Source organism: Chitinophaga sp., assembly GCF_039596155.1.
In the GTDB taxonomy this organism is placed as follows: domain Bacteria; phylum Bacteroidota; class Bacteroidia; order Chitinophagales; family Chitinophagaceae; genus Chitinophaga.
The window spans coordinates 121643-146104 of record NZ_JBCNKF010000006.1 but is presented as its reverse complement, the minus strand read 5'-3'; the positions used below and the strand labels follow the sequence as shown (position 1 = coordinate 146104).

26 protein-coding genes are annotated in these 24462 nt (G+C 43.6%); 16 read left to right on the top strand and 10 right to left on the bottom strand.

Annotated elements, in window-relative coordinates; genetic code table 11:
• Positions 1 to 9 precede the first annotated feature (9 nt).
• A complete protein-coding gene (locus tag ABDW33_RS08015; RefSeq protein WP_343689537.1) occupies positions 10 to 762 on the top strand; it encodes a glucose 1-dehydrogenase in 753 nt (250 codons plus the stop codon).
• Between the two features lie 90 nt (positions 763 to 852).
• Here ABDW33_RS08015 and ABDW33_RS08010 read toward each other — a convergent pair whose 3' ends face one another.
• Together ABDW33_RS08010 and ABDW33_RS08005 are read right to left on the bottom strand one after the other, a co-directional pair.
• The gene (locus ABDW33_RS08010) at positions 853 to 1773 is read right to left on the bottom strand and encodes a tryptophan 2,3-dioxygenase family protein (RefSeq protein WP_343689536.1); all 921 of its coding nucleotides are present in this window, start codon (positions 1771 to 1773) and stop codon (positions 853 to 855) included.
• Between the two features lie 79 nt (positions 1774 to 1852).
• Positions 1853 to 2320 carry an Lrp/AsnC ligand binding domain-containing protein gene (locus tag ABDW33_RS08005; protein ID WP_012788686.1) on the bottom strand — a complete coding sequence of 156 codons (468 nt, stop codon included), beginning with the start codon at positions 2318 to 2320 and terminating at the stop codon, positions 1853 to 1855.
• Positions 2321 to 2820: 500 nt separating this feature from the next.
• Here ABDW33_RS08005 and trmB point away from each other — a divergent pair, with 500 nt between their 5' ends.
• The 6 genes from trmB (at position 2821) to ABDW33_RS07975 (ending at position 7492) form a co-directional block, all read left to right on the top strand.
• On the top strand, positions 2821 to 3528 hold the full coding sequence (gene trmB, locus ABDW33_RS08000; protein ID WP_343689535.1) for a tRNA (guanosine(46)-N7)-methyltransferase TrmB: 708 nt from the start codon (positions 2821 to 2823) through the stop codon (positions 3526 to 3528).
• Positions 3500 to 3703 carry a DUF5522 domain-containing protein gene (locus ABDW33_RS07995; protein WP_343689534.1) on the top strand — a complete coding sequence of 68 codons (204 nt, stop codon included), beginning with the start codon at positions 3500 to 3502 and terminating at the stop codon, positions 3701 to 3703. The genes trmB and ABDW33_RS07995 overlap by 29 nt, the downstream gene beginning before the upstream one ends.
• Positions 3704 to 3862: 159 nt before the next feature.
• Positions 3863 to 4306, top strand: a complete 444-nt coding sequence (locus ABDW33_RS07990; RefSeq protein WP_116853262.1) for an IPExxxVDY family protein — start codon at positions 3863 to 3865, stop codon at positions 4304 to 4306.
• A gap of 80 nt (positions 4307 to 4386) precedes the next feature.
• Positions 4387 to 4617: a 4a-hydroxytetrahydrobiopterin dehydratase gene (locus ABDW33_RS07985; protein WP_343689533.1), complete on the top strand. Its 231-nt coding sequence runs from the start codon at positions 4387 to 4389 to the stop codon at positions 4615 to 4617.
• Between the two features lie 17 nt (positions 4618 to 4634).
• Positions 4635 to 6710 carry a histidine kinase gene (locus tag ABDW33_RS07980; RefSeq protein ID WP_343689532.1) on the top strand — a complete coding sequence of 692 codons (2076 nt, stop codon included), beginning with the start codon at positions 4635 to 4637 and terminating at the stop codon, positions 6708 to 6710.
• Between the two features lie 26 nt (positions 6711 to 6736).
• The gene (locus ABDW33_RS07975) at positions 6737 to 7492 is read left to right on the top strand and encodes a response regulator (protein ID WP_343689531.1); all 756 of its coding nucleotides are present in this window, start codon (positions 6737 to 6739) and stop codon (positions 7490 to 7492) included.
• Between the two features lie 117 nt (positions 7493 to 7609).
• Here ABDW33_RS07975 and rho read toward each other — a convergent pair whose 3' ends face one another.
• Positions 7610 to 9352: a transcription termination factor Rho gene (rho, locus tag ABDW33_RS07970; RefSeq protein ID WP_343689646.1), complete on the bottom strand. Its 1743-nt coding sequence runs from the start codon at positions 9350 to 9352 to the stop codon at positions 7610 to 7612.
• Between the two features lie 513 nt (positions 9353 to 9865).
• Between rho and asnS the strand changes: the two genes are divergently transcribed.
• From asnS to ABDW33_RS07950, 4 genes are all read left to right on the top strand, one after another.
• The gene (gene asnS / locus ABDW33_RS07965) at positions 9866 to 11305 is read left to right on the top strand and encodes an asparagine--tRNA ligase (protein ID WP_343689530.1); all 1440 of its coding nucleotides are present in this window, start codon (positions 9866 to 9868) and stop codon (positions 11303 to 11305) included.
• Positions 11306 to 11408: 103 nt separating this feature from the next.
• Entirely contained in the window at positions 11409 to 11915 is a 507-nt protein-coding gene (locus ABDW33_RS07960) for a biopolymer transporter ExbD (RefSeq protein WP_343689529.1), read from the top strand.
• 38 nt (positions 11916 to 11953) lie between these two features.
• Entirely contained in the window at positions 11954 to 12910 is a 957-nt protein-coding gene (locus ABDW33_RS07955) for a 2-oxoglutarate and iron-dependent oxygenase domain-containing protein (protein WP_343689528.1), read from the top strand.
• A 146-nt stretch (positions 12911 to 13056) separates the two neighbouring features.
• Complete coding sequence (locus ABDW33_RS07950; protein WP_343689527.1) at positions 13057 to 14250, top strand: chromate transporter; 1194 nt, start codon at positions 13057 to 13059, stop codon at positions 14248 to 14250.
• A gap of 4 nt (positions 14251 to 14254) precedes the next feature.
• Here ABDW33_RS07950 and ABDW33_RS07945 read toward each other — a convergent pair whose 3' ends face one another.
• The gene (locus tag ABDW33_RS07945) at positions 14255 to 15034 is read right to left on the bottom strand and encodes a Ku protein (protein ID WP_343689526.1); all 780 of its coding nucleotides are present in this window, start codon (positions 15032 to 15034) and stop codon (positions 14255 to 14257) included.
• Between the two features lie 89 nt (positions 15035 to 15123).
• Between ABDW33_RS07945 and ABDW33_RS07940 the strand changes: the two genes are divergently transcribed.
• The gene (locus ABDW33_RS07940; protein WP_116853252.1) at positions 15124 to 15471 is read left to right on the top strand and encodes a hypothetical protein; all 348 of its coding nucleotides are present in this window, start codon (positions 15124 to 15126) and stop codon (positions 15469 to 15471) included.
• A gap of 42 nt (positions 15472 to 15513) precedes the next feature.
• On the opposite strand, the gene ABDW33_RS07935 is transcribed toward ABDW33_RS07940, so the two are convergent.
• The 3 genes from ABDW33_RS07935 to ABDW33_RS07925 form a co-directional block, all read right to left on the bottom strand.
• On the bottom strand, positions 15514 to 16563 hold the full coding sequence (locus ABDW33_RS07935) for a DNA topoisomerase IB (protein WP_343689525.1): 1050 nt from the start codon (positions 16561 to 16563) through the stop codon (positions 15514 to 15516).
• A gap of 88 nt (positions 16564 to 16651) precedes the next feature.
• Entirely contained in the window at positions 16652 to 17215 is a 564-nt protein-coding gene (locus ABDW33_RS07930) for a ferritin-like domain-containing protein (protein ID WP_343689524.1), read from the bottom strand.
• A 20-nt stretch (positions 17216 to 17235) separates the two neighbouring features.
• Positions 17236 to 17445 carry a hypothetical protein gene (locus ABDW33_RS07925; RefSeq protein WP_343689523.1) on the bottom strand — a complete coding sequence of 70 codons (210 nt, stop codon included), beginning with the start codon at positions 17443 to 17445 and terminating at the stop codon, positions 17236 to 17238.
• A gap of 378 nt (positions 17446 to 17823) precedes the next feature.
• On the opposite strand from ABDW33_RS07925, the gene ABDW33_RS07920 reads away from it, so the two are divergent.
• The 3 genes from ABDW33_RS07920 to ABDW33_RS07910 are packed head-to-tail and all read left to right on the top strand — an operon-like array spanning position 17824 to position 21022.
• Positions 17824 to 19143 (top strand): ATP-binding protein, encoded by a 1320-nt coding sequence (locus ABDW33_RS07920; RefSeq protein ID WP_343689522.1) that lies wholly within the window; start codon positions 17824 to 17826, stop codon positions 19141 to 19143.
• Positions 19130 to 19585, top strand: coding sequence for a response regulator (locus ABDW33_RS07915; protein ID WP_343689521.1), 456 nt, complete (start codon positions 19130 to 19132; stop codon positions 19583 to 19585). The genes ABDW33_RS07920 and ABDW33_RS07915 overlap by 14 nt, the downstream gene beginning before the upstream one ends.
• Positions 19586 to 19588: 3 nt before the next feature.
• A complete protein-coding gene (locus tag ABDW33_RS07910; RefSeq protein ID WP_343689520.1) occupies positions 19589 to 21022 on the top strand; it encodes an ATP-binding protein in 1434 nt (477 codons plus the stop codon).
• A 39-nt stretch (positions 21023 to 21061) separates the two neighbouring features.
• Here ABDW33_RS07910 and ABDW33_RS07905 read toward each other — a convergent pair whose 3' ends face one another.
• The 3 genes from ABDW33_RS07905 to ABDW33_RS07895 all read right to left on the bottom strand — a co-directional run bounded on the left by ABDW33_RS07905 (position 21062) and on the right by ABDW33_RS07895 (position 23604).
• Positions 21062 to 21523, bottom strand: coding sequence for a low affinity iron permease family protein (locus ABDW33_RS07905; RefSeq protein WP_343689519.1), 462 nt, complete (start codon positions 21521 to 21523; stop codon positions 21062 to 21064).
• 106 nt (positions 21524 to 21629) lie between these two features.
• A complete protein-coding gene (locus ABDW33_RS07900) occupies positions 21630 to 23105 on the bottom strand; it encodes a sigma-54 dependent transcriptional regulator (RefSeq protein WP_343689518.1) in 1476 nt (491 codons plus the stop codon).
• A gap of 70 nt (positions 23106 to 23175) precedes the next feature.
• Entirely contained in the window at positions 23176 to 23604 is a 429-nt protein-coding gene (locus tag ABDW33_RS07895) for a response regulator (RefSeq protein ID WP_343689517.1), read from the bottom strand.
• Positions 23605 to 24214: 610 nt separating this feature from the next.
• Here ABDW33_RS07895 and ABDW33_RS07890 point away from each other — a divergent pair.
• Complete coding sequence (locus ABDW33_RS07890) at positions 24215 to 24454, top strand: hypothetical protein (RefSeq protein WP_343689516.1); 240 nt, start codon at positions 24215 to 24217, stop codon at positions 24452 to 24454.
• Positions 24455 to 24462 lie beyond the last annotated feature (8 nt).

Here is a 24462-nt window from a genome sequence, read left to right as displayed (position 1 = left end):
TTACATTTTATGGGAGCACTGAACAACCAGGTAGCGCTTGTAACAGGCGCAGGATCAGGCATCGGCGAAGCAATTGCACTCGTTTATGCCAGGGAAGGAGCTAAAGTAGTCGTTTCGGACTTAAATGAACAGGGAGGAAATGATGTAGTAGCCACCATCAAAAAGAATGGCGGAGACGCGATTTTCATTAAATCAGATGCAGGCAATGCTGAGCAATGGGACAGTCTGATTAAACAAATCAAATCTCATTATGGCAAACTGGATATCGCCTGTAACAATGCAGGTATTGGTGGCAAACCAGCTCCTGTAGGTGAGTATGACATTGCTGAATGGGAAAAAGTGATTGGAGTGAATCTGAATGGTGTATTTTATGGGATGCGATCGGAGATCCAGGCTATGCTGGAAAATGGCGGCGGTGTGATCGTAAACATTGCTTCTATTCTGGGTGCTGTCGGTTTTGCCCAATCATCTGCTTACGTAGCGGCCAAACATGGTGTAGTGGGCCTTACACAAAATGCAGCCATTGAATATGCACAACAAAATATCCGTGTGAATGCAGTTGGTCCCGCATTTATTCATACCCCCCTTTTAGGAAAGAATATGTCGCAGGAAGCTATTGATCAGCTGGCGGCATTACATCCGATAGGCAGGTTGGGCAAGCCGGAAGAAGTAGCCGAGCTGGTGCTGTTCCTAAGTAGCCCTGCGGCATCATTTGTCACAGGTTCTTATTACCCTGTGGACGGCGGCTATCTCGCCCGATAATATACATGAAAAAAGGCGGCCATGTATTATTTGCCGCCTTTTTTGAAAATGGTGCATTCCTGTTAGAGAATCCCCCTTTTTCTGAATGTTTTATAATTCTTTTCCCCAGTTTTCCAATTCCTCTTCTGTCCACAGTTCAGGGAAGAATACAATGCGCTTATTGCGGGGAGGCAGGTATTTCTGCCAGTTTGTACCACCTGTAGCTGCTATATCTTCCGGCTTGCGGTTCAGATAGCGCACAGCTGACTTATAATGCATCAATGGCCAGCGGACGTTGATATTGGTATCATACTCTTTAAGAAGAGGTATGATTTCCTGTTGATCGGCAGGAGATAACCGGCGATACTGCGCCTGTATATTATTATCCTTGTAGCGGGTGGCCAGTTGCAGGAACTCACTCATGTACTTCAGTTCGAACTGCCTCAGGGTAAGTGTTTTCTTGCCTGTCGACAATTCCGTGGCCCCACTCCGCCAGTAAATCTGATCCAATACTTTTTCCAGTTCAGCTCCCATGAGCCCAGGACGCTGTGGTTGATAGACAAGATTTACCAATTCTGTTGAACAAATTTCTATTTTCCTGAACTGGCCGCTCTGAAAGCCGGAGGCAGGCAACAGGGCCATGCGGAATTGCAGGAACTGATCTTTGTCCATACCATCTACCATGATCTCAAATGAGTTGATCAGGTTACGGAAGTAATTATTAATCCTTTTCAACTGTGTTTTAAACCCTGCTACGGTGAGCTGAGGCGCAAAGCTAATCTGCTCGATAGCCTGAAGAGTAAGTTTGAAATACAGTTCGGTAATCTGATGATAAATAATAAAGATGTTCTCGTCTGGTATGGGGGTTCGTGGATGCTGGAGATTGAGCAACACGTCCAGCTGGATATAATCCCAATATGTCAGGTAGTCGGCATAGAGCAGCCCATCCAGGTAGGAAGACAGGTCCTGGCCCATAGCAGCATACTTCTCTTCAAGACGCTTGATCTTGTCGGCGATTTCTGTTGTAACCATAAAATATGTATATGAGAGTTAGAATTCCCCTCCCCTGCTGTTGATGGCTGACGGGAAGGGGAAAATATCATGGGGTGGCCTATTCCACAACGTTGATAGTTCTATAAAAGCTCTCTTCCAGGGATATCAGTGTTTCGGTGCGTTCGATACCTTTTATCTTCTGTAATTCATCGTGGAGTATACGGCGAAGTTGCGTAATGTCTTTACAGATAATTTCTGCGAACATGCTATAACTACCTGTCGTATAGTTCAGACGTACCATTTCAGGTATCTTACGCAGTTCTTTAGCCACAGTATCATACATGGAGCTTTTTTCAAGGTAAATACCGATGAAGGCAATCACATCGTATCCGATCATTTTTAAATCTACGTGTAATTTTGTACCTTTAACGATACCCAGTTCTTGTAGTTTCTTCATTCTAACGTGGATCGTGCCACCGGAAACGAAAAGCTTCTTCCCGAGGTCAGCGTAGGAGATTTCTGCATTATGCATCATTTCACTGATGATCTGCAAATCGAGTTTGTCAATATTCAAATTGTGGCTCATTTTTACAATTTGTTTTTGAATGCATTAAAATTACATGCAAATATTTGAAAAATATCGAATTTTCAAAAATTTTTCTTAAAAAATTTGCAAGAAAACCGTTATGTCTTTAGATTTGCATCATAATAATCATTCAAAACAATGCAGACGTCAAAAAAACTGAGGTCGAAGTTGCGAAAAAGGAATGAGAAGTTCTTAAAAATTGTGGGGTGATGAAATTTGGCAGACATGCCCTCTTGTCTCGGGGGTGGGGATTCCAGGATAAACACAGCATAATGGGTTGACCACTAATCTTATTTGTGCTGCGGCTAACTGCCCCGTGGAGGTTCGAGTCCTCCCCCTACAGCCTTGGTTTAAAGCTGTTCCGTTCACGCGGGACAGCTTTTTTGTTTTATTACTTCTACGCAGCCCCCCCTTTCTCCCTTAATTATCCTGCCCCAAAATCCCATCATCTTCCACTCAGGAAGAATGCAGTTTCCAAATTCTCTTACTTTTGCACCCAAATGGGACAGAAAAAATTACAACGTTTCGCAGAAATTGAGACATTCCCGAACGTACTGATCTATCCGGAAGGTATGCCGGGCCAATGGCAGTCGTTCTATAAGAATACTAATCCGCTTACCCTGGAGCTTGCCTGTGGTAAGGGAGATTATACGATCGGACTTGCCAGACGCTTCCCGGAAAGGAACTTCCTGGGCGTAGATTTGAAAGGTAATCGTATCTGGAGGGGTGCTAAGACTGCTATTGACGAAAAGATCAATAACGCGGCTTTTCTCCGTACACAGATCGATAAACTCAATAATTATTTCGCCCCGGGAGAAATCAGCGAAATATGGATCACCTTCCCCGATCCATTCCTCCGTCAGTCTAAATCCAAGAAAAGACTGACCCATCCTAAGTTTTTACAATTGTATCAACCACTGCTGGCACCGGGTGGCACCATCAACCTGAAAACGGATTCTCCGGAGCTATATGCCTTCACCCAGGAAGTAATTGAACATAGTGGCTGTACTTTAATAGAAGATATTCCCGATATTTATGCCTTATCGGAAGTACCTGCACTTTTACAGATCAAGACATTTTACGAAAAAATGCACCTGGAAGATGGCAGAACGATCCGTTACCTCAAATTCAGACTGCCGGAACAGCCAATGGACTGGCGATCTATAAAATTACCGTCGGATGCAGCCCCAGCTGAAGGAGGGAATTGATTTTTATTATAATGATGACGGGTACCTGGTACTCACTGCCGCCTTTCTCCTGAAAAGAGGGTATTGCTGTGGTAATGGTTGCAGACACTGTCCATACGACTACGAAAAAGTTCCGGAACCCCGCAGAACCGATCTGCTGGATGCCCGGAAGTTAAATAATAAAGAAAAAGGCTGAGATCGACAGCCTTTTTCTGTTCTTGGCACGGAAAGTGCCCGTTAAGTGTGACAAATCCGTAACCTTAAAAGGTGTACTTTGGCGTCCGCCGGGAAAAATGGTTTTATTACAATGAGAGACGCTGTTGAACATCAACCTACTACTAGTCAACCTACTAGCATGTCAGTACTCAAACTAAAACTGGATCAGGACCAATTAGTGGAAGACTTCTTCGGATCGACCCATTTAATTGGTATCGTGTCTTCTGCACGGGATTATCAGGTGTGCTGGCAGGTAAATCGGGATCTGCACTACGATTTCAGGGTCAACAATTCGCTTGAAATCAACCTGACCAAAAACCAGCGGTCGTTTTACTTCAGTGTGTTCGAATTTGAAGAACCGACCAAATCGGCTGCTCATTATTTCTACAACAATCACTGCCAGGCAGAATTCCTGCTCCCGGAACTGAAAAATGTAGATTATCTCTGGCTCATAAAAGGAGATTATTACCAGTTGCAGGATGTCAAAAAATTAATCGGCCAGTTACGTCATGTAGAGCCGGTACAATTAGTATCTTTATTGGATATTAGAAAGCTCGAAAATAAGATGAACCTCATCTTTTAACCGGAACCAACCGGCTTTCCTCACCGAATCACACTATTGCATGAACAGTTCAATTGTTTCATGGTTAAAATCTTTTTGTTATGTGGCAGGAGAAAAACAATCAATTATACCGTGCCTTTAATTTCAAAGACTTTAAAGAGGCATTTTCATTTATGACAAAAGTGGCACTGATAGCTGAAAAAATGGATCATCACCCCAATTGGAACAATGTCTATAATAAGGTGGAGATTTACCTGAGCACACATGATGCCGGGGATATTGTCACCGACAAAGACCATGCGCTGGCAAAAGCTATTGATGGTTGCCTTTAAATTTTTATACTTATACAGTGATTCGGATCTTTTTCTTATTACTGTTGTTTTGTTACTCCAATACTGCCCAGGGCAATATAACCGCAAAAGACACGCTGGCAGCAGATTTCGATAATCTTCCACCCGGTTTGGACCTGCGGCCCTGGTTGCTGAGCATGGAAGATATGGAGGGACAGGTAACACCACAACAGATACCTAACTTAAATTTCACCCACAATAACACCCTTTTCCACGATTCAAAGAAAAATAATGGTAAAGGGCACGATTGCTGGCTGCGACTATCTGTAAAAAATACCGGTAGTGAAGATTCTGTACTCTCTCTCTTTGCAGGGTGGCATGATCATATGTACTGGTACGTACAGGAAGGTCAGCAGTTACGCCTGCTGGTGCAGACCGGTATGATGCTGGACAGGGACGATATTCGCCGCTGGGAACATTATGCTTTTCCTGTTACCGTGCCTCCGGGGCAAACACGTACTTTTTATTTACATATCAATAATCAGTTCTTTAATGAGAACCCCCTCATGCCTGTATTGTACGACGCCATGCAATACAACAACTTCCGGAATACCATATTAGCCCACTTCCGCAACGAGGCAGCCATGATATTTATGCTGCTGGGTATGCTGCTGGTATGCCTTACCATAGCCATCATTAACTACATTCAACTGCCGGATCGCTCCTATTTATACTTTGCGGCCTATATGCTGGGACTGATCTTATTCTTCGCATTACGACTGGATAGTAAACCCTATCAGCTATCCGTGTTCTATAAATGGCCTATGCTGAAATATTATTGGGATGTACCGGCATTGTTATTCTGCTTTTATCTCATGTACCTCGCCTTCGGAAAATCCTTCCTCAACCTGCAGGAACGTTATCCGCTCATGGAAAGGTCATTCAACATATTCGCCTCCTGCATTGGCGGTATCATCATTATCTGCTTTTACTGTATTGCAAGGGGATTGTATCAGGTGCCAGGCATGATCTACAGTTATGTGTATCTCGCTACTCTCCTCCCGTTGCTGGCAGTATTTGCAGCGCTGGCCAAGCGTTCCCGCCATCATCCACTGGTGCGGTTCTTCCTGTTTGGGTCATTGTGTTTCTATATGGCCAGTTTTGGCTCCTTCCTCATGCTGATAAGGCCTTTGGGCCTGATCAGTGCACTGGGGGAATTATCTGCTCCTTCCCTGCTGATCATCTTAGGTGTATTACTGGAATCTATGTTCTTCCTGGCCGGATTGAGTTACCGCAATAAGCTGGTACATCATGAGAGAACACGTACCCAGGAATTGCTGATCAAACAGCTGAACAAAAACAAAGAACTGCAACATAAGCTGAATGAGCAGCTGGAGGAACTTGTAAAAGAACAGACCACTGAAATTCTTCGCAAGAAACAGGAACTGGAAGAACAACGTAAAATACACCTGGAAACAGAATACAATAAAAAACTGACGGAGATAGAACTAAAAGCAATCCGTGCGCAGATCAATCCACACTTCATATTCAATTGTCTCAATTCTATACAGCTGTTCGTGATGCAGCGCGACTATGAATATGCACAGAAGTATCTGTCCGATTTCTCTTATCTGATCAGGAAAACATTGGATTTCTCAAGACGCAATTTCATATCCTTAGCAGATGAAATTGCATATCTCAATACATATCTCGGCCTGGAAAAAATGCGGTTTGAAAATAAGATGGAATATGAATTGCTGGTAGATCCGCTCATTGCTACCGCGGAACTGGAAATACCCGCAATGTTGCTGCAACCCTATGTAGAAAATGCTGTAAAATATGGGATGACGAATTCCCAGCACCATATCGGACAATTGCAGATACAATTTAACCAGGTCGAGCCGGATATGCTGGAGTGCCTGATTGAAGATAATGGTATCGGCATCAACAGATCTAAATCCATGCGTCAGCTGCCAAAGCATCACCAGTCTTCCGGTATGGAGATCAGCTCTAACCGTGCTGAGTTGCTCAACAAAATGTACAACACTGGAATTTACATAGACATCATTGATAAATCGGAGAAAAATTCTGTGGAAAGTGGTACTATTGTGCGGATACTTATTCCCCAATTGTAAGCCAACTACTACGCTTTAGACTTTTTATGATAAAGGCTGTAATTATAGATGACGAGCGCAATAGCCGGGACATCATTTCGCTGATGCTGGAAAAGTATTGTCCGCAGGTGCAAATTGTAGCTACAGCTTCTGACTGTGCAGATGGTATTGGTACCATCCGGGAATTTCAGCCCGAGTTGGTTTTTCTCGACCTGGAAATGCCTGATGGGACTGGGTTCGATGTACTATTAGGTACACAGGATGTGTCTCCGTTCGAAGCTATATTTGTCACCGCGTTTGAAAAAAAATTTCTACATACCATCCGCTTCAGCGAAGTAGAAATTATTTTAAAACCTATAGACAGGGAAAGCTTAACAACAGCTATTGATATCATCAGTGCAAGGCTGACTGCCGGGAAGAGTAAAGACAGGTATAAAGTGTTGCTGGGAAACTTCAATAACGGACGAAATACAAGTACAGAGCTGGTCTTGCCACAGGCAGAAGGGGATGATAAAACGATTACTTTATCAACTTTAGGATATCTTGAAGCATCAGGCGATAAGACAATATTCTACCTGGATGATCATCATCAGGTACAGTCGAACCGTCCATTCAGGTACTATGCGGATCTATTCAGCACATTGAAATTTTACCAGGTCAATAATCTGCAAATGGTGCAGATGAGTCAGATCGGTCATGTAAGTATGGAAGGAGGAAATGTGGTATTGAGAAATGGCGTAACACTGGAAATAGCCGAGCGACGAAAGAAGGATTTACTGCTGCATTTAAAACAACTTAAATAATCTCCGTCACGAATAAGAACAAGGCCTGTAAAGTTTATAAAAACAGTTATCGTTTTCAATAAAAAGAGCCTGTATCAAAATGATACAGGCTCTTTTTATTGATATTTGAAAGTCCTTTTATCCGTTCATAGAGATCAGGAACTCTTCATTATTTTTAGTCCCCCTCATGTGCTGCAACATGAAGTGCATAGATTCTTCTGTATTCATATCCGCGAGGTGGTTGCGGAGAATGTGAAGGCGTTTCAGATGATCCTTATCGAGGAGCAGATCATCACGGCGGGTAGAGGAAGCTGATACATCGATAGCCGGGAAGATACGTCTGTTCGCAAGCTTACGATCCAGTTGTAATTCCATGTTACCGGTACCTTTGAATTCTTCAAAGATCACCTCATCCATTTTAGAACCAGTATCGATCAGTGCTGTAGCCAGGATGGTGAGTGAACCACCATTTTCAATCTTACGGGCCGCACCGAAGAATTGTTTTGGTTTCTGCATAGCGTTTGCTTCCACACCACCACTCAATACTTTACCGGAAGCAGGAGCTACGGTGTTGTGCGCACGAGCGAGACGGGTGATGGAATCCAGCAGGATCACAACATCGTGTCCGCATTCTACCAAACGTTTTGCTTTCTGAAGCGCGATGGCAGAAACTTTTACGTGTTTTTCAGCTGGTTCGTCAAAGGTAGAAGCGATCACTTCTGCTTTTACGCTACGTTCCATATCGGTTACCTCTTCAGGGCGCTCATCGATAAGCACTACCATCAGGTAAACTTCAGGGTGATTAGTGGCGATTGCGTTAGCTACTTCTTTCAGCAACATGGTTTTACCAACCTTAGGCTGTGCTACGATCAGACCACGCTGACCTTTACCTATAGGGGTAAACATGTCCATGATGCGGGTAGAGTAGTTATTAGAGGTAGTAGTAAGTCTCAGTTTCTCGAAAGGAAACAGTGGTGTCAGGTAATCGAATGGTACGCGGTCACGTACTTCTTCCGGTGATTTACCATTGATCGTTTCTACTTTCAGGAGAGCGAAGTACTTTTCACCTTCTTTCGGAGGTCTAACGGAACCTTTAACGGTATCGCCTGTCTTCAGACCGAATAATTTGATCTGTGAAGGAGACACGTAAATATCATCAGGAGAGCTGAGGTAGTTATAATCGGAAGAGCGAAGGAAACCATAACCATCAGGCATCATTTCCAATACACCTTCACTAACAATAATACCATCAAATTCTATATTGAAAGCAGGTTCTTTCTGCTTGTTGTTGAAACGTTGTTTCTGCGGCACGATCGGTTCTTCCGGCATTACGAAGTCGTCGTCATCCTCTTCTTCCTCCTCATCTTCGTCATCCTCTTCTATTGCTTTCTTTGCAGGAGCAGCAACAGGCGCCTTGGTATTAGTAATGACTTCTTCCTCTTCATCCTCCTCGTCTTCAGTAAACTGAGGGATGATTTCATCGTCGTCGTCATCAAATGTAAGGGAAGGAATACTATCCAGGTCTATATCGAAGTTTTTCTTTTTGGGTTTGGTTTCGGATGCCTTAGGTTCTTCAACTTCTTTAGCTTTATTGAGTGTTCCAGGTTTTCTGCCGCGTTTTGGTTTTTCATCTGATGCAGCTTCTATTACTGGTTCTTCGTGATCGTGTTCGTCTTCTTTCTTTGTTGATTTCCGTTTACGTGTTTTCTTTTCTTCTCCATTGGCCGGGTTACCTTCTGAGGCCATTACTGCCTGCTTGTCGAGAATTTTGTAGATAAGATCCTGTTTGCTCAGTTTTTTGGCGTTTGGCACATCCAGTTTCTCTGCAATGTCAAGCAGCTCAGGAACGAGCATGTCGTTCAGTTGTAAGATGTCGTACATCATCGTGTGTTGTCAAATTTTAGAAGTGTTGCAAGGTGGGTACCACTACATACCAACATACACCAATTACAAAATAATTGTTTTTTGAGTCCAATAAATTTAATCTGGTTATTAAATCTGATAGGGAATGTTGAGTTTAGGACTGTCGATTAGGATGGAAATTTGAACTTAATCAGACAGATTGTAACGCAAGATTAAAACAACTTTCTCTATTATCCAAAAAAAAAGCAGGTTACGAAAAGCCTGTAATCCGGCCCTGAGGCAGCTTGGAGAGCGGTTTCAAGGAGGAAAACACCGGCCCACAGCCTGTCTCCGGATATGGTCCCGCATATTGCCAGCAACATTCCTGCCAAATCCGGGATGACAGTATTTCTCCACATTTAACATTTTATTTGGAAACCGGGATTAGGGGCCAAATTTTCCTTTTAGCCATTAACTGGCTGAAAGTAGTAACCTGGTGTTATGCAGTATGCTTCCTATCACTTAAATTTGCAGTCCTAAAATATAATATATATGAGCCAAAGAACGAAGGTTAAGCAGATACTGCTTGACGAAAAAACAGACTACAACGTAGTGGTAAAAGGTTGGATACGGTCTTTCCGTAACAATCAGTTTATAGCTTTGAACGATGGCTCTACCAATAATAATATCCAGATTGTATTGGATCTGAATTCCGTTTCTGCTGAACTGACCAGGCGTCTGACCACTGGCGCAGCCATCAGCGTGTCGGGTACAGTGATCCCATCTTTGGGCAAAGGCCAGCGCGTAGAGATCAAAGCTGTAGAACTGGAAATACTGGGTGACTGTGATGGTGAAAAATATCCGCTGCAGCTGAAGAACCGCCCGAGCCTGGAATACCTGCGTGAAATCGCACACCTGCGTTTCCGCACCAACACCTTCGGCGCTGTATTCCGCCTGCGTCATGCCCTGGCTTTTGCAGTACACAAATTCTTTAACGAAAAAGGCTTTGTATACCTGCATACCCCCATCATCACTGCTTCTGATGCTGAAGGTGCCGGCGAAATGTTCCGCGTAAGTACCCTGGACCCTAAAAATCCACCACTCACTGAAAACGGTGACATCGATTATAAAGAAGACTTCTTCGGTAAAGCAACCAACCTGACCGTATCCGGCCAGCTGGAAGGTGAACTGGGAGCTATGGCCTTTGGTGATATCTACACCTTCGGTCCTACATTCCGTGCGGAGAATTCCAATACAGCCCGCCACCTCGCTGAGTTCTGGATGATCGAACCAGAAATGGCTTTCTATGATCTCGAAGATAACATGAACCTGGCGGAGGCTTTCATTAAATCTGTAATCGGCTATGCCCTGGAAAATAACAGAGAAGACCTGGAATTCCTGGCTGCCCGCCTCGCTGAGGAAGAAAAACAAAAACCACAGCAGGAAAGAAGTGAAATGGGACTGATCGAAAAACTGGAATTTGTACTGAACAACGAATTCCAACGCCTCACTTACACTGAAGCCATCGATATTCTGAAAAACAGCAAGCCCAATAAATCCAAGAAGTTTAACTACCTGATCGAAGAATGGGGTGCAGACCTGCAGAGTGAACACGAACGTTACCTGGTAGAAAAACATTTCAAGAAACCAGTGATCCTTACAGACTACCCTGCTGCTATCAAAGCTTTCTACATGAAGCAGAACGACGATGGCAAGACCGTAAGAGCAATGGATATTCTCTTCCCCGGTATCGGTGAAATTGTAGGCGGCTCTCAGCGTGAAGAGAACTACGATAAGCTGGTAAGACGTATGGAAGAAATGAAATTACCTGTGGAGGAAATGAGCTGGTATCTCGATACAAGACGCTTTGGTAGCGCACCACACGCAGGTTTCGGTTTAGGTTTCGAAAGACTGGTATTGTTCGTAACTGGTATGGGAAATATCAGGGACGTTATTCCTTTCCCGAGAACCCCTAAGAGTGCAGAGTTTTAATTTTTAATATGCACAATATTTAGAATAGCTCCGGGTAATTTATCCGGGGCTATTTTTTTATGGAATATCGTTACGGCCGCGTCTATATTATAAATCTTTTGTTATGGCTGAAATGAACACTCCATCCAACACTGGCAAACAAAGAGGTGGCCAGCGCGCTAAAAAACTGAGTACACGGGTAGATATGACCCCGATGGTTGACCTGGGATTCCTGCTTATCACGTTCTTTATGTTGACCACTACCCTGCTGCAACCCAAAACCATGGATCTTATCATGCCCCGTGAAGATGGCAAACCACAACCACTGGCCGAAAGCAATGCCATGACAGTACTGCTTGGTGCGCATAATACAGTGAAATATTATGAAGGCATGTACCATCCTGAAGACGTGAAAACCATTACCTATGCCGATATCAGGGAGGCCATCATCAAAAAGAAAGAAAACATCCTGAGAAAAACCGGCGATAATAAACTGATGGTATTAATCAAAGCTGATAACGACGCCAACTACAAAAATATCGTAGACATCATGGACGAAATGCTGATCAACCGCGTCGATCGCTATGCCCTGGTTGATATCACAAACGAAGAAAAAGCATTACTGAAATAGGCATTTTCAATACCTTAGTAATGTAAATCGCATTAACTATGGTAACAACTCACTCCATCCCTGTTGTAGACCTCGCCGCCTTCACAAAAGGCGACGCCGCCAGCAAAGCAGCCTTCGTGCAGCAGCTGGGTAAAGCTTACGAAGAAGTAGGATTTGTAGCAGTGAAGAATCACGGTATTCCCGACAAACTGATTGAAGACCTGTATAAATATGTACAGCAGTTCTTCACGCTGCCAGCTGATGTAAAGCGCAGTTACGAGATTCCCGAACTGGCAGGTCAACGTGGATATACCTCCTTTGGTAAGGAACACGCAAAAGGATTTGATGCACCCGATCTGAAAGAATTTTTCCAGTTTGGACAAACTGTTACAGACGGCGATCCGATTGCCAACGAATATCCAGACAACGTAGCCGTAAAAGAACTACCTGCTTTTACGCCTACCTGCACTGAAGCTTATAAAGCTTTTGAAACATCCGGTATCTCCCTCTTACAGGCTATTGCACTGTACCTGGGCCTGGATGAACATTACTTTGACAAGTTTGTTCACAACGGTAATTCCATCCTGAGAGCGATCCACTATCCTCCCATCAAGGAAGAACCAAAGTCCGCCATCCGTGCAGAACAACACGAGGACATCAATCTGATTACCTTGCTGGTAGGAGCTTCCGCCGACGGCTTACAGATCCTTGATAAGCAGAACAACTGGGTACCGGTCACCTCTCTGCCTGAACAGATCGTGGTGAATGTGGGAGATATGCTGCAAAGACTTACCAACAATAAGCTGAAATCTACTACTCACCGCGTGGTAAATCCTCCCCGCGAACTGTGGGGTACCAGCCGTTATTCAATTCCGTTCTTCCTGCATCCCAAGTCAGAAATGCCACTGAACTGCCTTGAAAGTACAATTGATGCACAACATCCGAGAGCGTATGAACCAATTACTGCCGGCGAATACCTGGATGAACGCCTGAGAGAAATAGGATTGAAAAAGTAACATCATTTTTAAGGAGCCGGCCATGGGTGGCCGGCTTTTTTCATGATAAATATCATGGTAGCCCAACAAAAGCAACCTTTTGTCGCATAAATGTTTGATATCTTCAATATTTTATTGAAATTCGGGCAGCCGTAATTTCCCACATAGTGTTTCTTCGTCATATTCCGTTCCTTCGGGCTGTCTTTTTACACAGTTTAACAGCCTATGGTGGCCCACAAGGTCACCTGGCAATGATGTTGAAGACATTCGTCCACCAAAGACGGGACGTCACAGAACAGGAATTGATGGAATACAATGCCTTCTGTCAACTGCTCCCCGGGGCATCTTCTTCTCAGACACTTACCCTCATTGGCTACAAACGTGGCGGTGTACCGCTTGCAGTCGTTACCTTACTTATATGGATTGCACCCGCCTGCTTCCTGATGGGATCTCTCAGCTTCCTGTTACAATACTTTGATCAGAAAGCCCTGCATACAGATATCTTCAAATACGTGCAACCCATGGCGGTAGGCTTCCTGCTATTTGGTAGCTTACGTGCCTTCAGTATCAGTATCCGGAACCTGGCAACCTTTATCATCATGGTAGTAGCATTGTTTACGGCCATCTACCTGAAGTCTCCATGGACCTTCCCCGCTTTGATTATCCTGGGCGGTATTGTCTCTAACTTTAGTAATAAGCGTATTCCAGATATTCCAGACCAACCTAAAAAGATTCAGTGGACCAATATCTGGTTATTCGCCACACTATTTATACTCGCGGGTGTATTTTCCGAAGTAGCACGTACACATAACTGGATCACCCGTCGTCCATTCAACCTGTTTGAAAACTTCTATCGTTTCGGCAGCCTTGTATTTGGTGGTGGTGATATCCTGATTGCAATGATGCTGGAGCAATATGTAACCCGTGCAAAATCGGCGTTTATGAGCGCAGAGGAGCTGTTAACCGGTGCAGGTATTATGCGTGCTTTGCCGGGTCCAACTTTCTCTATTACTGCTTATGTAGGCGGTATGGTGATGCATAATCTGGGGCCAGGTTACCAGTTACTGGGCTGTATGCTCGCTCCAATAGCTATATTCTTACCTAGTCTGCTACTGGTATTATTCTTCTTCCCTATCTGGACGAACCTGAAAAAATATGTAGTTATCTACCGTGCATTGGAAGGCATCAATGCAGTAGTAGTTGGCATTATGTGGGCAGCCACCTTCATGTTGTTCATGGCTATTACTCCCACATGGTATAATATCCTGATCACCCTGAGTACACTGGCTATACTAACTTTCTCTCGCCTCCCCTCTCCTTTCATTGTATTAGCCTGCCTGCTGTTAGGCTGGTTAGTGTAGATGCTTACGATGCCCGCTTGCCATTTCCCAGACTGGCTTTCAGCTGACTAAACAGATCCGTGCTCTTTGTATGCACGACCTTCATTTTCTTCACACTACGTTTTTTACCGCTGGCTTTTTGTTTGATAATTTTCAGGAGTTCTGCATGATATTCGTCTTTGAACTGGCTGATGTCGAATTCAGTCGTATAACTCTCTACCAGCTTTATAGCCATATCCAGTTCTTTCTTCTGAATTTTTGCCGCTGTACCTGCCGGCAATGCCAGTTCGTCTGCAGAACGAATCTCTTCCTGGAAACGGAGCTGATGCAACAGCAGATAATTTTCGCGTGGGCGAATTACTACAACATGTTCACTGGTGCGCAATACAAACCGGCCAATACCCGCTTTACCTGTCTGCTGAAGCGTTTTCAGCAATAATGCGTAAGCTTTTGCCCCTGATTTTTCAGGTTCAATAAAATAAGGTGTTTCAAAATAAATATCATCAATTTCTGTTTCCTCCACGAAGGATTCAATAGAGATAATCTTAGTTTTCTCAGGACTCGCTGCCTGGAAATCTTCATCCTCCAATATGATGTATTCGTCATTGTACATATATCCCTTTACTATTCTTTCCCACGGTACTTCTTTACCGGTATCTTCATTTACACGATGGAATTTGATATGTGCATGATCCTTCTTATCAAGCATGTCCAGGTCGAGCCTGCTATCCTGAACAGCGCTATATAACTTTACCGGAATATTGACCAGCCCGAAGCCGATCGTTCCTGACCATATCGCTCTCATAGTTATTGATTTTTATACTTTTATTGGCATCCAAAGGATATGCCATGGCACGGCTTTTGGATTTTTCATCTGTAAAAAAACCTTTGTTTATGGAAAAGCCAGGTGAAATGACAACACTTACCAGAGTGTTAGAAAAACTGCACAATAAGGGTCTTGATCATGAGTTGGTAATGAGTGACCACGGCCGGTTGCAGAATAAAGAAAAACAAAAGATCTACAACCCTGATGAGTTGAAGATCATTAAAACCTACCGGTTCGAAGGAGAATCAGATCCGGGCGATATGTCTGTACTGTATCTTATCGAGGACAAGGAAGGAGAAATTGGCTATGTACTGGATGCCTATGGGGCTTATAGCACGCACGAAGAATCAGGTTTCGATGAATTTATCCAGAAGATACCGGTAGAAGACAGAGAAGATCAGTTGATCTTTGCCTAATTAATAACTACTTAAACTTATTGACTGACGGACGATTGTTATTTACGATCGTCCGTCTTTCATAAATTTCAATAGTACTCTCTCATCATTATGCAATCCTCCTTTCGGGGATTTTTCCCGGCCAGATTTCAATGCATCCAGGTAGGGGCCTAACTGACATTGTTCATAAGCTTCCACGAGACGGGGATGAATGTAATACTTTCTACACACGGCCCTGGTATTTCCAAGTTTTCCGGCAACACTGTCGATAATCCCAAGCAGGTTTTGCTTACACTCATGCTGCGATTGGAAAGGGGTCAGATCTGCCAGCAGATTTAAAGCATGCAGGGTACCCGACCAGGTGCGAAAATCTTTGCAGGAGAAGTCCTCTCCTGTCCATATTTTCAGGTATTCGTTGATGTCTCCTGAATCTAAAGATTTGTGCTCCCCTCCCTCATAGTACTGAAATAGCTCCTGCCCGGGAATATCACGTACTTTTTGTAGTAATCTGGCGAGTTGACGATGTTTCAGTGTGATCTGATGCATGACCCCTTTCTTGCCTTTAAATTTAAAGAAGGCGGTACCCCCACTTATTTTCACATGCTGATCACGTAAGGTTGTAAGGCCGTAAGAGCCATATAGTTTTTCATAAGCAACATTACCTACCCGAATCAATGTTTCCTGCATTACACTAAGAGCAATCGCGATTACTTTTTCTTTATCCAGGATTTTCTTTTTCAACGCATTGTCAATATGGCGGCGCAATTGCGGTAGTTTCTCCCCAAAATGTAGCAGGCGGTCGTACTTGGTTTCATTCCGAACTTTTGCCCATGTGGTGTGATATCGGTACTGCCTTCTCCCCATGGCATCGATGCCTGTAGCCTGCAGGTGGCCGTTGGGATAAGGAGAAATCCACACATCCTGCCAGGCGGGTGGTATTACTAATCCCCGGATGCGGTGCAGGGTATCTTCATCCGTAATTTTATCTCCATGCTGATCCTGGTAATAAAAGCCATTTTTTGTTTTCACACGGGAATAACCGGGCGTACCGGATCTTACATATCTCAATTTCACAGCCTTTGCTGTGGCCATAGCTTCTGCGACTAAATCCATAACTTCAGTTTTAACCCTTAAAAAAGGCTCCGTACATTCTGTAATGCAGGAGCCTCTCAGGGTTTTCAATGATTAGTAAGAAAATATACTATTCTGCAGAAGCTTCTTCATTGATAGAAGATTCCGCTATTTGTGTGAGCAGACTATCTGCCTCTTTTTCTTCACCCAGGGTCTGCTCCAATACCGCAGCTACATCATCATTACCCATGACATGTGCGAGTGTACGCAGGCTACCATATGCAGCGATTTCATAGTGTTCTATTTTTTGTGAGCAGATGATGATGCCCGCATCTCTTACAGCGGTATCTTCTTCTGTGTCGTCAACTACTTCCTGTCCTTCTGCGATCAGGCCTTCCATCGCTTCACATTTCTTTGCTCTGGGAGCCTGTCCCAGCATTTCAAATACCTGTTCCAGCCTTTCAACATGACCTTTTGTTTGTTCCTGGTGGTCTAATATAGCATTGGCCAGCTCTTCAGAAGTGGCAGCTTTCGCCATTTTGCCCAACGCCTTTACGAGATTTTTTTCAGCCCAATAAATATCTTTCAGTTCATCATTGAACAATTTCTGGAATTTAGATTCAGGCATAGCATTTTTTGCAGTTGATTTTTTTGCCGCTGTGCCGCTCTTAGTTTGAGTCTTTGTCGTTGCCATAATTTTTGGAGTTTTATGTGTTATGCTTTTGGATTAGGAGGAGTACGATGCGTGTCATGATCAGGCACCTCGTTCGGAACCGGGTTTCTTTCAGGCCCCGTTGGTGATGGCGGAGGTGTAATTTCCGGACCGGGGGCTGGATTTGGGTTCGTTGGAGGCGTCTGTATGGGTTGTTTTTCAGGTACGCCTCCCGGAGGTGGATCACCTGCGAACATTGTATAGTGTAACATGGTGATTAGTTTTTAAAGAAATAAAACAAAGTTCATTCCCAGTGCTGATTTCTGAACGGAAAACAAAAACTAACAACATCCAAAAAGCAATACCACAAATCATTTCAAAGACATATTACCAACGCTGACAGCTATATTATTTTGCACAGCGACCACGGCTGCACATGCTGTTGACAAGTACTTTCACATTGTAGAATTTGTTTCCGCTTCGTAACCCGGAAACTTTTAGTACATTCGAATGCTCTCGAATAAACTACTATGCATATCCCGGTTCAGAAAAAGCTACGCGCAGGATTTTTTATAGCTGCAACTGTAATGATCATTGCATCTGTTTGCTCTTATGTCGTTACTAAGAACCTGCTTGATAATGCTAGATGGATGAACCATACGATTGAAGTATCCAAAAGGCTGGAAGTAATCACCAAGCAGGTAAAAGATGCGGAAGCAGCCATTCGTGGCTTCAGCATCACCAGGGATACTGCTTTCCTGCGTCCGAGTATGCAGGAAAGGAGCATCCGGATTGAAGAAGAATATCTTCATCTGCGACAGGTGACTAAAGCAAGTGCGCAACAACAGCTGCATCTTGATACATTAAAACAGTTGCTGGATAACAAATATAAACAGCTGGCTGCTGGAGAGACCAAATGGCGCTCTTTCAGCAAAGACACGTCTTCTGTACAACAAGGTGAAAAATCGATGGATAAGATAGACCGGAAAGTACAGGATATGATGAAGATAGAAGAAGGTCACCTGCAGGACCAATCAGAAATGCAGCGGTTTTACTCCTGGATATGGGCTCCTATCATCTTTATTTCTTCACTCATCGCCATCTTCATAGGCATCTACTCTTACGTAACACTCACACGGGAATATCGCCTGCAATTACACATCGAATCCCGGTTAAAATCCTACCAGCGCGACCTGCAACAAAACATCAGTCTGCTGAATAAATCCAATGAAGAACTGGAACAATTCGCTTATGTAGCCAGTCATGATCTGCAGGAACCACTTCGCAAGATCTCTACCTTCAGCGACCGCTTACAAATAAAATATGGCGCCCTGCTACCATCTGAAGCCAATGAACTACTGGAACGGATGGGAGGTGCAGTGACCCGCATGCGGGTCCTGATCAATGACCTGCTCCTCTTTTCAAGAGCGGGCCGTATTGCCCCTGAGAACATTGTAAAAGTAGATCTGAATACCCTGCTTCAGCAGGTAAGCAGTGACCTGGAGGAAGGCCTTCAGGAAAAGAAAGGAATGATCCATGCAGAAAATCTGCCTGTAATAGAAGGGAATGCGACCGCCCTGCAACAACTCTTTCAGAATATTCTGACCAATGCTATTAAGTTTGCCAGCCCTGAACGCGATCTGGACATCAGGATCCGCTGCCAGCAGTTGAAAGGTGCCGCCCTGGACATCCCCGTTAAAGAAAATCAACTGGAAGATACCTTCTGCCGCCTCTCTTTCGACGATAATGGTATAGGATTTGAACCGGCCTATGCCGAGCGCATCTTTTTACTTTTTCAACGGCTACATGGCATGAGTGAATACTCAGGGACTGGTATAGGCCTGGCTATCTGTAAAAAAATCACAGACAGCCACCATGGTTATATCAAAGCACATGGAGAACCCGGCAAAGGTGCCAGTTTTATAGTCATATTACCACTTACACAAACCCATCAGGATGAGCAGTATTAAACCTGCCGGAAAAATTAGCATCCTTATTGCAGATGATGATGCAGACGACCGGGAATTGATTAAGGCCGCTTTTGACGAAAACAGCACGCAGTATCAGATTAACTTCGTTGAAAACGGAGAAGAACTGTTGCTTTATCTCAAGCGGAGTGGGCAGTATGCGGATGAAACGCTACACCCACTTCCACACATTATATTGCTGGACCTCAATATGCCTAAAAAAGACGGTCGTGAGGCATTAAAGGAGATAAAGGCTGAATCTTTATTTAAAAGTATCCCTGTTATCATTCTCACTACCTCTCAGGAAGAAAAGGATATTGCTACAAGCTACGAACTCGGTGTAAACAGCTATATTATTAAGCCGGTTACCTACTCAGGACTCGTAGAATTTACCAGTATACTAAGTAAATATTGGTTCGAAATTGCAGAACTGCCAAACGTTTAAAGAATGACTGATCAACCTGTTCACATACTGATGATCGACGATGATGAAGATGACTTTTATCTGGTAAGCCAGCTATTACAGGACATCTCTCCGGGACAGTATGACCTTGACTGGGCGCCTACCTACTCCAAAGCTGTAGAGGAAATAGACCGGAAAAAACACGATATCTACCTCGTAGATTATCGCCTGGGCCCTTATACAGGTATCGACATCCTTCACCATTTCCAGCAGCTGCAATACAAGGCGCCGGTGATAATGCTCACTGGTAAAGGCGATTACAGCATCGATAAGGAAGCGATGCAGGCAGGAGCTTCCGATTACCTGGTGAAAGGGGAAATCAGTGCAGACCTGCTGGAACGCTCCATCCGCTACGCCCTGGATGAAGCCCGCCATCTGCGTACCATCGAAGAAAAAGAAAAGAAATATTTCAGTGTGTTTGAAAAAGCACACGACCTGATCATACTGGCAGACTGTGACAAAAATGTCATTGACGCCAATCCGGCAGCTATCAGAACCCTGCTGTACAGTAAGGAAGAATTCCTGCAACTGAACCTGAAAAAACTGTTCCTGCAGGAAGAACAAAGCCGCCACTTCTTCGATCACATTTGCGGAGAAGATAGCAGCCTTCAAACGGAATATAACTTCGTGACCAAAGAAGGCAAAAAGCTGGATGTAATGGTCAGCGCCGTTATGCTGGACGAAGCTGAACAGATCTTCCTCTGCATCGCACAGGATATTACAGAGCGTAAAAGGGAAGAACTGGAAAAACAACAACAGCAGAAGTTTATTGTTACCGGCCGTATTGCCCGTGTCATAGCCCACGAAGTAAGAAACCCGCTCACTAACATCCTGCTGGCTGTCAGCCAGTTCAAAGGCGAACCGGTAAGTGTGGAAGAAAGCCAGGTATATGTAGATATCATAGAGCGCAACTGTACCCGTATCAATCAGCTCATTACAGAGTTACTCAGTTCTACACGCATGATTGAACTGAACATCCACGCACATGGTGCCAATGAACTGACCGAAAAAGCACTGCTGCTGGCTAAAGACAGGTTACAGCTGAATGAAATAAAAGTAGTCAAGGATTACAGTTACCCGGACATTATGGTACCTGCCGATGAAGAAAAGGTGATCATTGCACTACTCAATATCATCATCAACGCAATTGAAGCCATGACACCGGGCCAGGGTGTGCTTACCATCAACACAGAACGTGTGAAAGATAAAGCCGTGATCACGATCAGCGATAATGGCCCTGGAATACCGGAAGAAACAAAAATGAGGCTATTTGACCCTTTCTTTACAAATAAACCGAAAGGCACCGGTCTTGGATTAACAAGTACACAGAATATTATAATGAACCATAAAGGAACCGTACACGTGGAAAGTGAGATTGACCAGGGAAGTGTGTTTACGGTCGTTTTGCCCGCTAACTAATCAGATAAAAAAGGCCGGAGACTTCATAGTTATCCGGCCTTAATTTTTCTCCTCTGCTTCGATCTTCTCATCTGCATTTTCTATCGCTTCTTCTACTGAGTGCGATTCCTTCATGGACATTCTCTTCTTAGTTTCCTCTGCCAGTTTGCAATAGTATTTATGCAATGTATCCAGTTCTTCCTCCGATAAATCTTCGACTACAATAAGCCGGTTACTGGCCTGTCTGTTCGCCGCAATTAATTCATTTAGCTTTAACTGAAGTGACTTCGAATCTTTATTCTGGGACTTCTGTATCACGAACACCATGAGAAAAGTGATGATCGTAGTACCCGTATTGATGACTAGTTGCCATGTATCGGAATAATGAAACAGTGGTCCTGTTATTCCCCATACTACAATTGCCAGCAGCGCCAGAAAGAAGGCACCTGGCGAACCTGTGATATGACTCACTCTGCTTGAAAATTTCTCAAAAAAGTTTCCATTTCCTTGTTGCGCTTTCATGACTTCATTTTTATAACAAATAAAAAGGCAAATAATATACCTGTTAAAAACAAAAAGGGGCGCTATAAAGCGCCCCACAATAAACTATAAACAAACACTATATTGATCAATAATTTATATTCAGTAACCGTAGCTTGTTGTACAGGGTTTTCCTGTCGATGTTCAACAGCTGTGCGGCTTTGGTTTTATTGTACTTTACCTCTTTGAGTACGTTAATGATCTTATTGTATTCAGCCTGCAGAGCGACTGTTTTCAGATCATTTTCGTTGGTAATCGAGATCAGTTCACCTGACATGTTCACCTGATGATCTTCTTCATAAGATGGTTGTTGGGAGAATGATTCTTTCATTTCCAGTGGCAATGTAGACAGCGTAATGTCTTCATGTTCCGGTGTCAACAGGCAGGCACGGCGAATCACGTTTTTCAGTTCGCGGATATTACCCGGCCAGTTGTAACGGTTGAAACATTCCCATACTTCATGCGTGATCTTACCACAATTCTTTTGCAATTCTCTTTCTACCTGACGCATAAAAGCATCAACGAATAAAGGCAGATCTTCTACTCTTTCACGCAATGGTGGAATGTAGATGGTAAACTCATTGAAGCGATGGAAAAGGTCTTCACGGAAACGCCCTTTCTGTACAGATTCAGACAGCTTCTCGTTGCTCGCTACAATGATGCGTACATCAATCGGAATTTCCTTCAGGTTACCTACACGACGGATTACCTTTTCCTGGATTACACGCAGCAGGGCTACCTGTATATCGTAAGAGAGGTTAGCTACTTCATCGAGGAAAAGTGTACCACCATGGGCCTGTTCGAAGGCACCGATCTTTGTATTGATAGCACCGGTGAAAGCACCTTTCTCATGACCAAACAGCTCACTTGCCGCCAGCTCTTTAGAGAGACTTCCGCAATCCAGCGCTACGAATGGTTGAGAGTGACGTTTACTATGATGGTGAATAAGGTGGGCAACAGATTCTTTACCTGTACCTGTCTCACCAAATATAATGGTACTATAATCGGTAGGTGCTACCAGCTTGATCTGACGAATCAGTTCACGGGCACCGCCACTTTCACCATATACATACTTATTGCTCTTATCCAGCATCTCACCATTTGCTTCATCAGAAGATGCAGCTGCAACGGCAGGTCGCTCACCAACACTACCAGTATTGTAAGTTCTGGCAGGCATGGAAGATTCTCTTTCACGCTCAGCATCCATGTGCGCAAAAGCTTTATGTACAAGGTTGAGGATTTCGTCCGGATACAGGGGCTTAGATAAATAATCATAAGCGCCATTTTTCACCATATCAACTGCAACTCTTACATCGGTATAACCAGTGATAATGATCACGATTGTACGGGGATTGATTTGCAATATGTCCTGTAATAACTGAGCACCATCTGTATCCTTTAAACGATAATCACACAGCACCAGATCAAATGTTTTCTCCTTCATCATTTTCAGCGCAGTAGCACCGCTCATAGTAGTATCTACTTTGAAACCGTGCTTACCCAGAAACTTGCTAAGCAGTGTACAAATATTGATCTCATCGTCTATAATCAGAATATTTCTCATAAAAGTTATATGTGGTGTTAGAACAACAGCTTTTTTAAATTTACTAATTAATACCTTTCATTGCAACGCACTATCTGCTTAACATGTTATGCATCAACTCATCCAGGCTTTTTACATTGAATGGTTTCGCAAGGAAATAACTGGCGCCAGCCTTCAATGCTTTCTGTTTTTCCATTCCATTGTCATATGCACTGATGGTAACGACTGGCAGTGCCGGGCATTTTTTCTTAATAGCCGGCAAGGCTTCCAGGCCAGATCCGTCTGGCAGATGAATGTCCAGGAATAGTAAGTCCGGTTGTTGCTGCTGCAAATATTGCGTTCCCTCCGTGAGTGAATGCACATATTTTACATTATACCCATGTTTAACAAGACTTAACTGTAATAGTTTGCAGATGTCCGGTTCATCGTCAATAATCAGAATAAATGATTTGTTCATCCCCTCGTGCGTATATAATGAGTCGGATGGGGGTCCCACATCCGGTTTAATATGCTGTGCCATGCTTACACTTGTTCCATTAATAAATTGATTATCAAAAAAATAGAAGGATTCTTCTTTCGTTCTCACATTTCAGCGTGTGGCAATACTTCGTATTTCACTTCTTTTCTCTCCGTCTATTAGTTTCAAATATCAATCCATTATGCCTGTGGCAGCTTCTACAAGATTTTATATGCAAAAGTGTAGAATTAATTCCACATTTCCTGCTTCCCCGGGACCACAACTTTCGGGGCAGATGTGTGGAATCATTAGAAAGATCGCATGGTATGGTAATTGAAACTCTATTCCTGAAGCATAACATTTTTTCATTCATAGCTGTTGTTTTAGTTTATTGTCCCGGGTAGTAACCCGGGACAATCTTTTTTATGCGATCGACTATTTTACTTCATTAACATGGCGTTCACAATTTTCTCCTGTCAAGACGCTACATTTGAGTCAGACGACGAAAAGCTAATCAGACAATCCTGCCGAAGAGCAGACTTATCATCATTTTTAAGTACATTTTATTAACAGGTTCCTGAGCGATGCCTGGCTATCAATTTAGCCAGGCTTACGCCACCAGTCTCCTGTGGAAACCATCATTCTTTATTCATTTATTAAACTCCATCATCACATGCGTACGCTTGCTTGTAGTATTACAGTCAACGGAGTCAGCAGGAAAATCAGCCTGCGTAAAAAAGCGAAAGAAAAAAAGTACCTGGTAATAATGAAGGGGGAAGTACTTGAATACACATTCGGAAAGGATAATGCACTGCTACAACTGGCCGGACCCACCATCACCGAAGCCGGTCTCTCGGAACATATTGAATGGATGATCAGGAACTATTTTGGTCCGGAGCCCTCCGCTCAATAGCGTTTAAA

Coding starts and splice junctions, on each gene's coding strand:
- ABDW33_RS08015 (WP_343689537.1), top strand. CDS start 10: ATGGGAGCACTGAACAACCAGGTAGCGCTTGTAACAGGCGCAGGATCA.
- ABDW33_RS08010 (WP_343689536.1), bottom strand. CDS start 1,773: ATGGTTACAACAGAAATCGCCGACAAGATCAAGCGTCTTGAAGAGAAG.
- ABDW33_RS08005 (WP_012788686.1), bottom strand. CDS start 2,320: ATGAGCCACAATTTGAATATTGACAAACTCGATTTGCAGATCATCAGT.
- trmB (WP_343689535.1), top strand. CDS start 2,821: ATGGGACAGAAAAAATTACAACGTTTCGCAGAAATTGAGACATTCCCG.
- ABDW33_RS07995 (WP_343689534.1), top strand. CDS start 3,500: ATGCAGCCCCAGCTGAAGGAGGGAATTGATTTTTATTATAATGATGAC.
- ABDW33_RS07990 (WP_116853262.1), top strand. CDS start 3,863: ATGTCAGTACTCAAACTAAAACTGGATCAGGACCAATTAGTGGAAGAC.
- ABDW33_RS07985 (WP_343689533.1), top strand. CDS start 4,387: ATGTGGCAGGAGAAAAACAATCAATTATACCGTGCCTTTAATTTCAAA.
- ABDW33_RS07975 (WP_343689531.1), top strand. CDS start 6,737: ATGATAAAGGCTGTAATTATAGATGACGAGCGCAATAGCCGGGACATC.
- rho (WP_343689646.1), bottom strand. CDS start 9,352: ATGTACGACATCTTACAACTGAACGACATGCTCGTTCCTGAGCTGCTT.
- asnS (WP_343689530.1), top strand. CDS start 9,866: ATGAGCCAAAGAACGAAGGTTAAGCAGATACTGCTTGACGAAAAAACA.
- ABDW33_RS07960 (WP_343689529.1), top strand. CDS start 11,409: ATGGCTGAAATGAACACTCCATCCAACACTGGCAAACAAAGAGGTGGC.
- ABDW33_RS07955 (WP_343689528.1), top strand. CDS start 11,954: ATGGTAACAACTCACTCCATCCCTGTTGTAGACCTCGCCGCCTTCACA.
- ABDW33_RS07945 (WP_343689526.1), bottom strand. CDS start 15,034: ATGAGAGCGATATGGTCAGGAACGATCGGCTTCGGGCTGGTCAATATT.
- ABDW33_RS07940 (WP_116853252.1), top strand. CDS start 15,124: ATGGAAAAGCCAGGTGAAATGACAACACTTACCAGAGTGTTAGAAAAA.
- ABDW33_RS07935 (WP_343689525.1), bottom strand. CDS start 16,563: ATGGATTTAGTCGCAGAAGCTATGGCCACAGCAAAGGCTGTGAAATTG.
- ABDW33_RS07930 (WP_343689524.1), bottom strand. CDS start 17,215: ATGGCAACGACAAAGACTCAAACTAAGAGCGGCACAGCGGCAAAAAAA.
- ABDW33_RS07925 (WP_343689523.1), bottom strand. CDS start 17,445: ATGTTACACTATACAATGTTCGCAGGTGATCCACCTCCGGGAGGCGTA.
- ABDW33_RS07920 (WP_343689522.1), top strand. CDS start 17,824: ATGAACCATACGATTGAAGTATCCAAAAGGCTGGAAGTAATCACCAAG.
- ABDW33_RS07915 (WP_343689521.1), top strand. CDS start 19,130: ATGAGCAGTATTAAACCTGCCGGAAAAATTAGCATCCTTATTGCAGAT.
- ABDW33_RS07910 (WP_343689520.1), top strand. CDS start 19,589: ATGACTGATCAACCTGTTCACATACTGATGATCGACGATGATGAAGAT.
- ABDW33_RS07905 (WP_343689519.1), bottom strand. CDS start 21,523: ATGAAAGCGCAACAAGGAAATGGAAACTTTTTTGAGAAATTTTCAAGC.
- ABDW33_RS07900 (WP_343689518.1), bottom strand. CDS start 23,105: ATGAGAAATATTCTGATTATAGACGATGAGATCAATATTTGTACACTG.
- ABDW33_RS07895 (WP_343689517.1), bottom strand. CDS start 23,604: ATGGCACAGCATATTAAACCGGATGTGGGACCCCCATCCGACTCATTA.
- ABDW33_RS07890 (WP_343689516.1), top strand. CDS start 24,215: ATGCGTACGCTTGCTTGTAGTATTACAGTCAACGGAGTCAGCAGGAAA.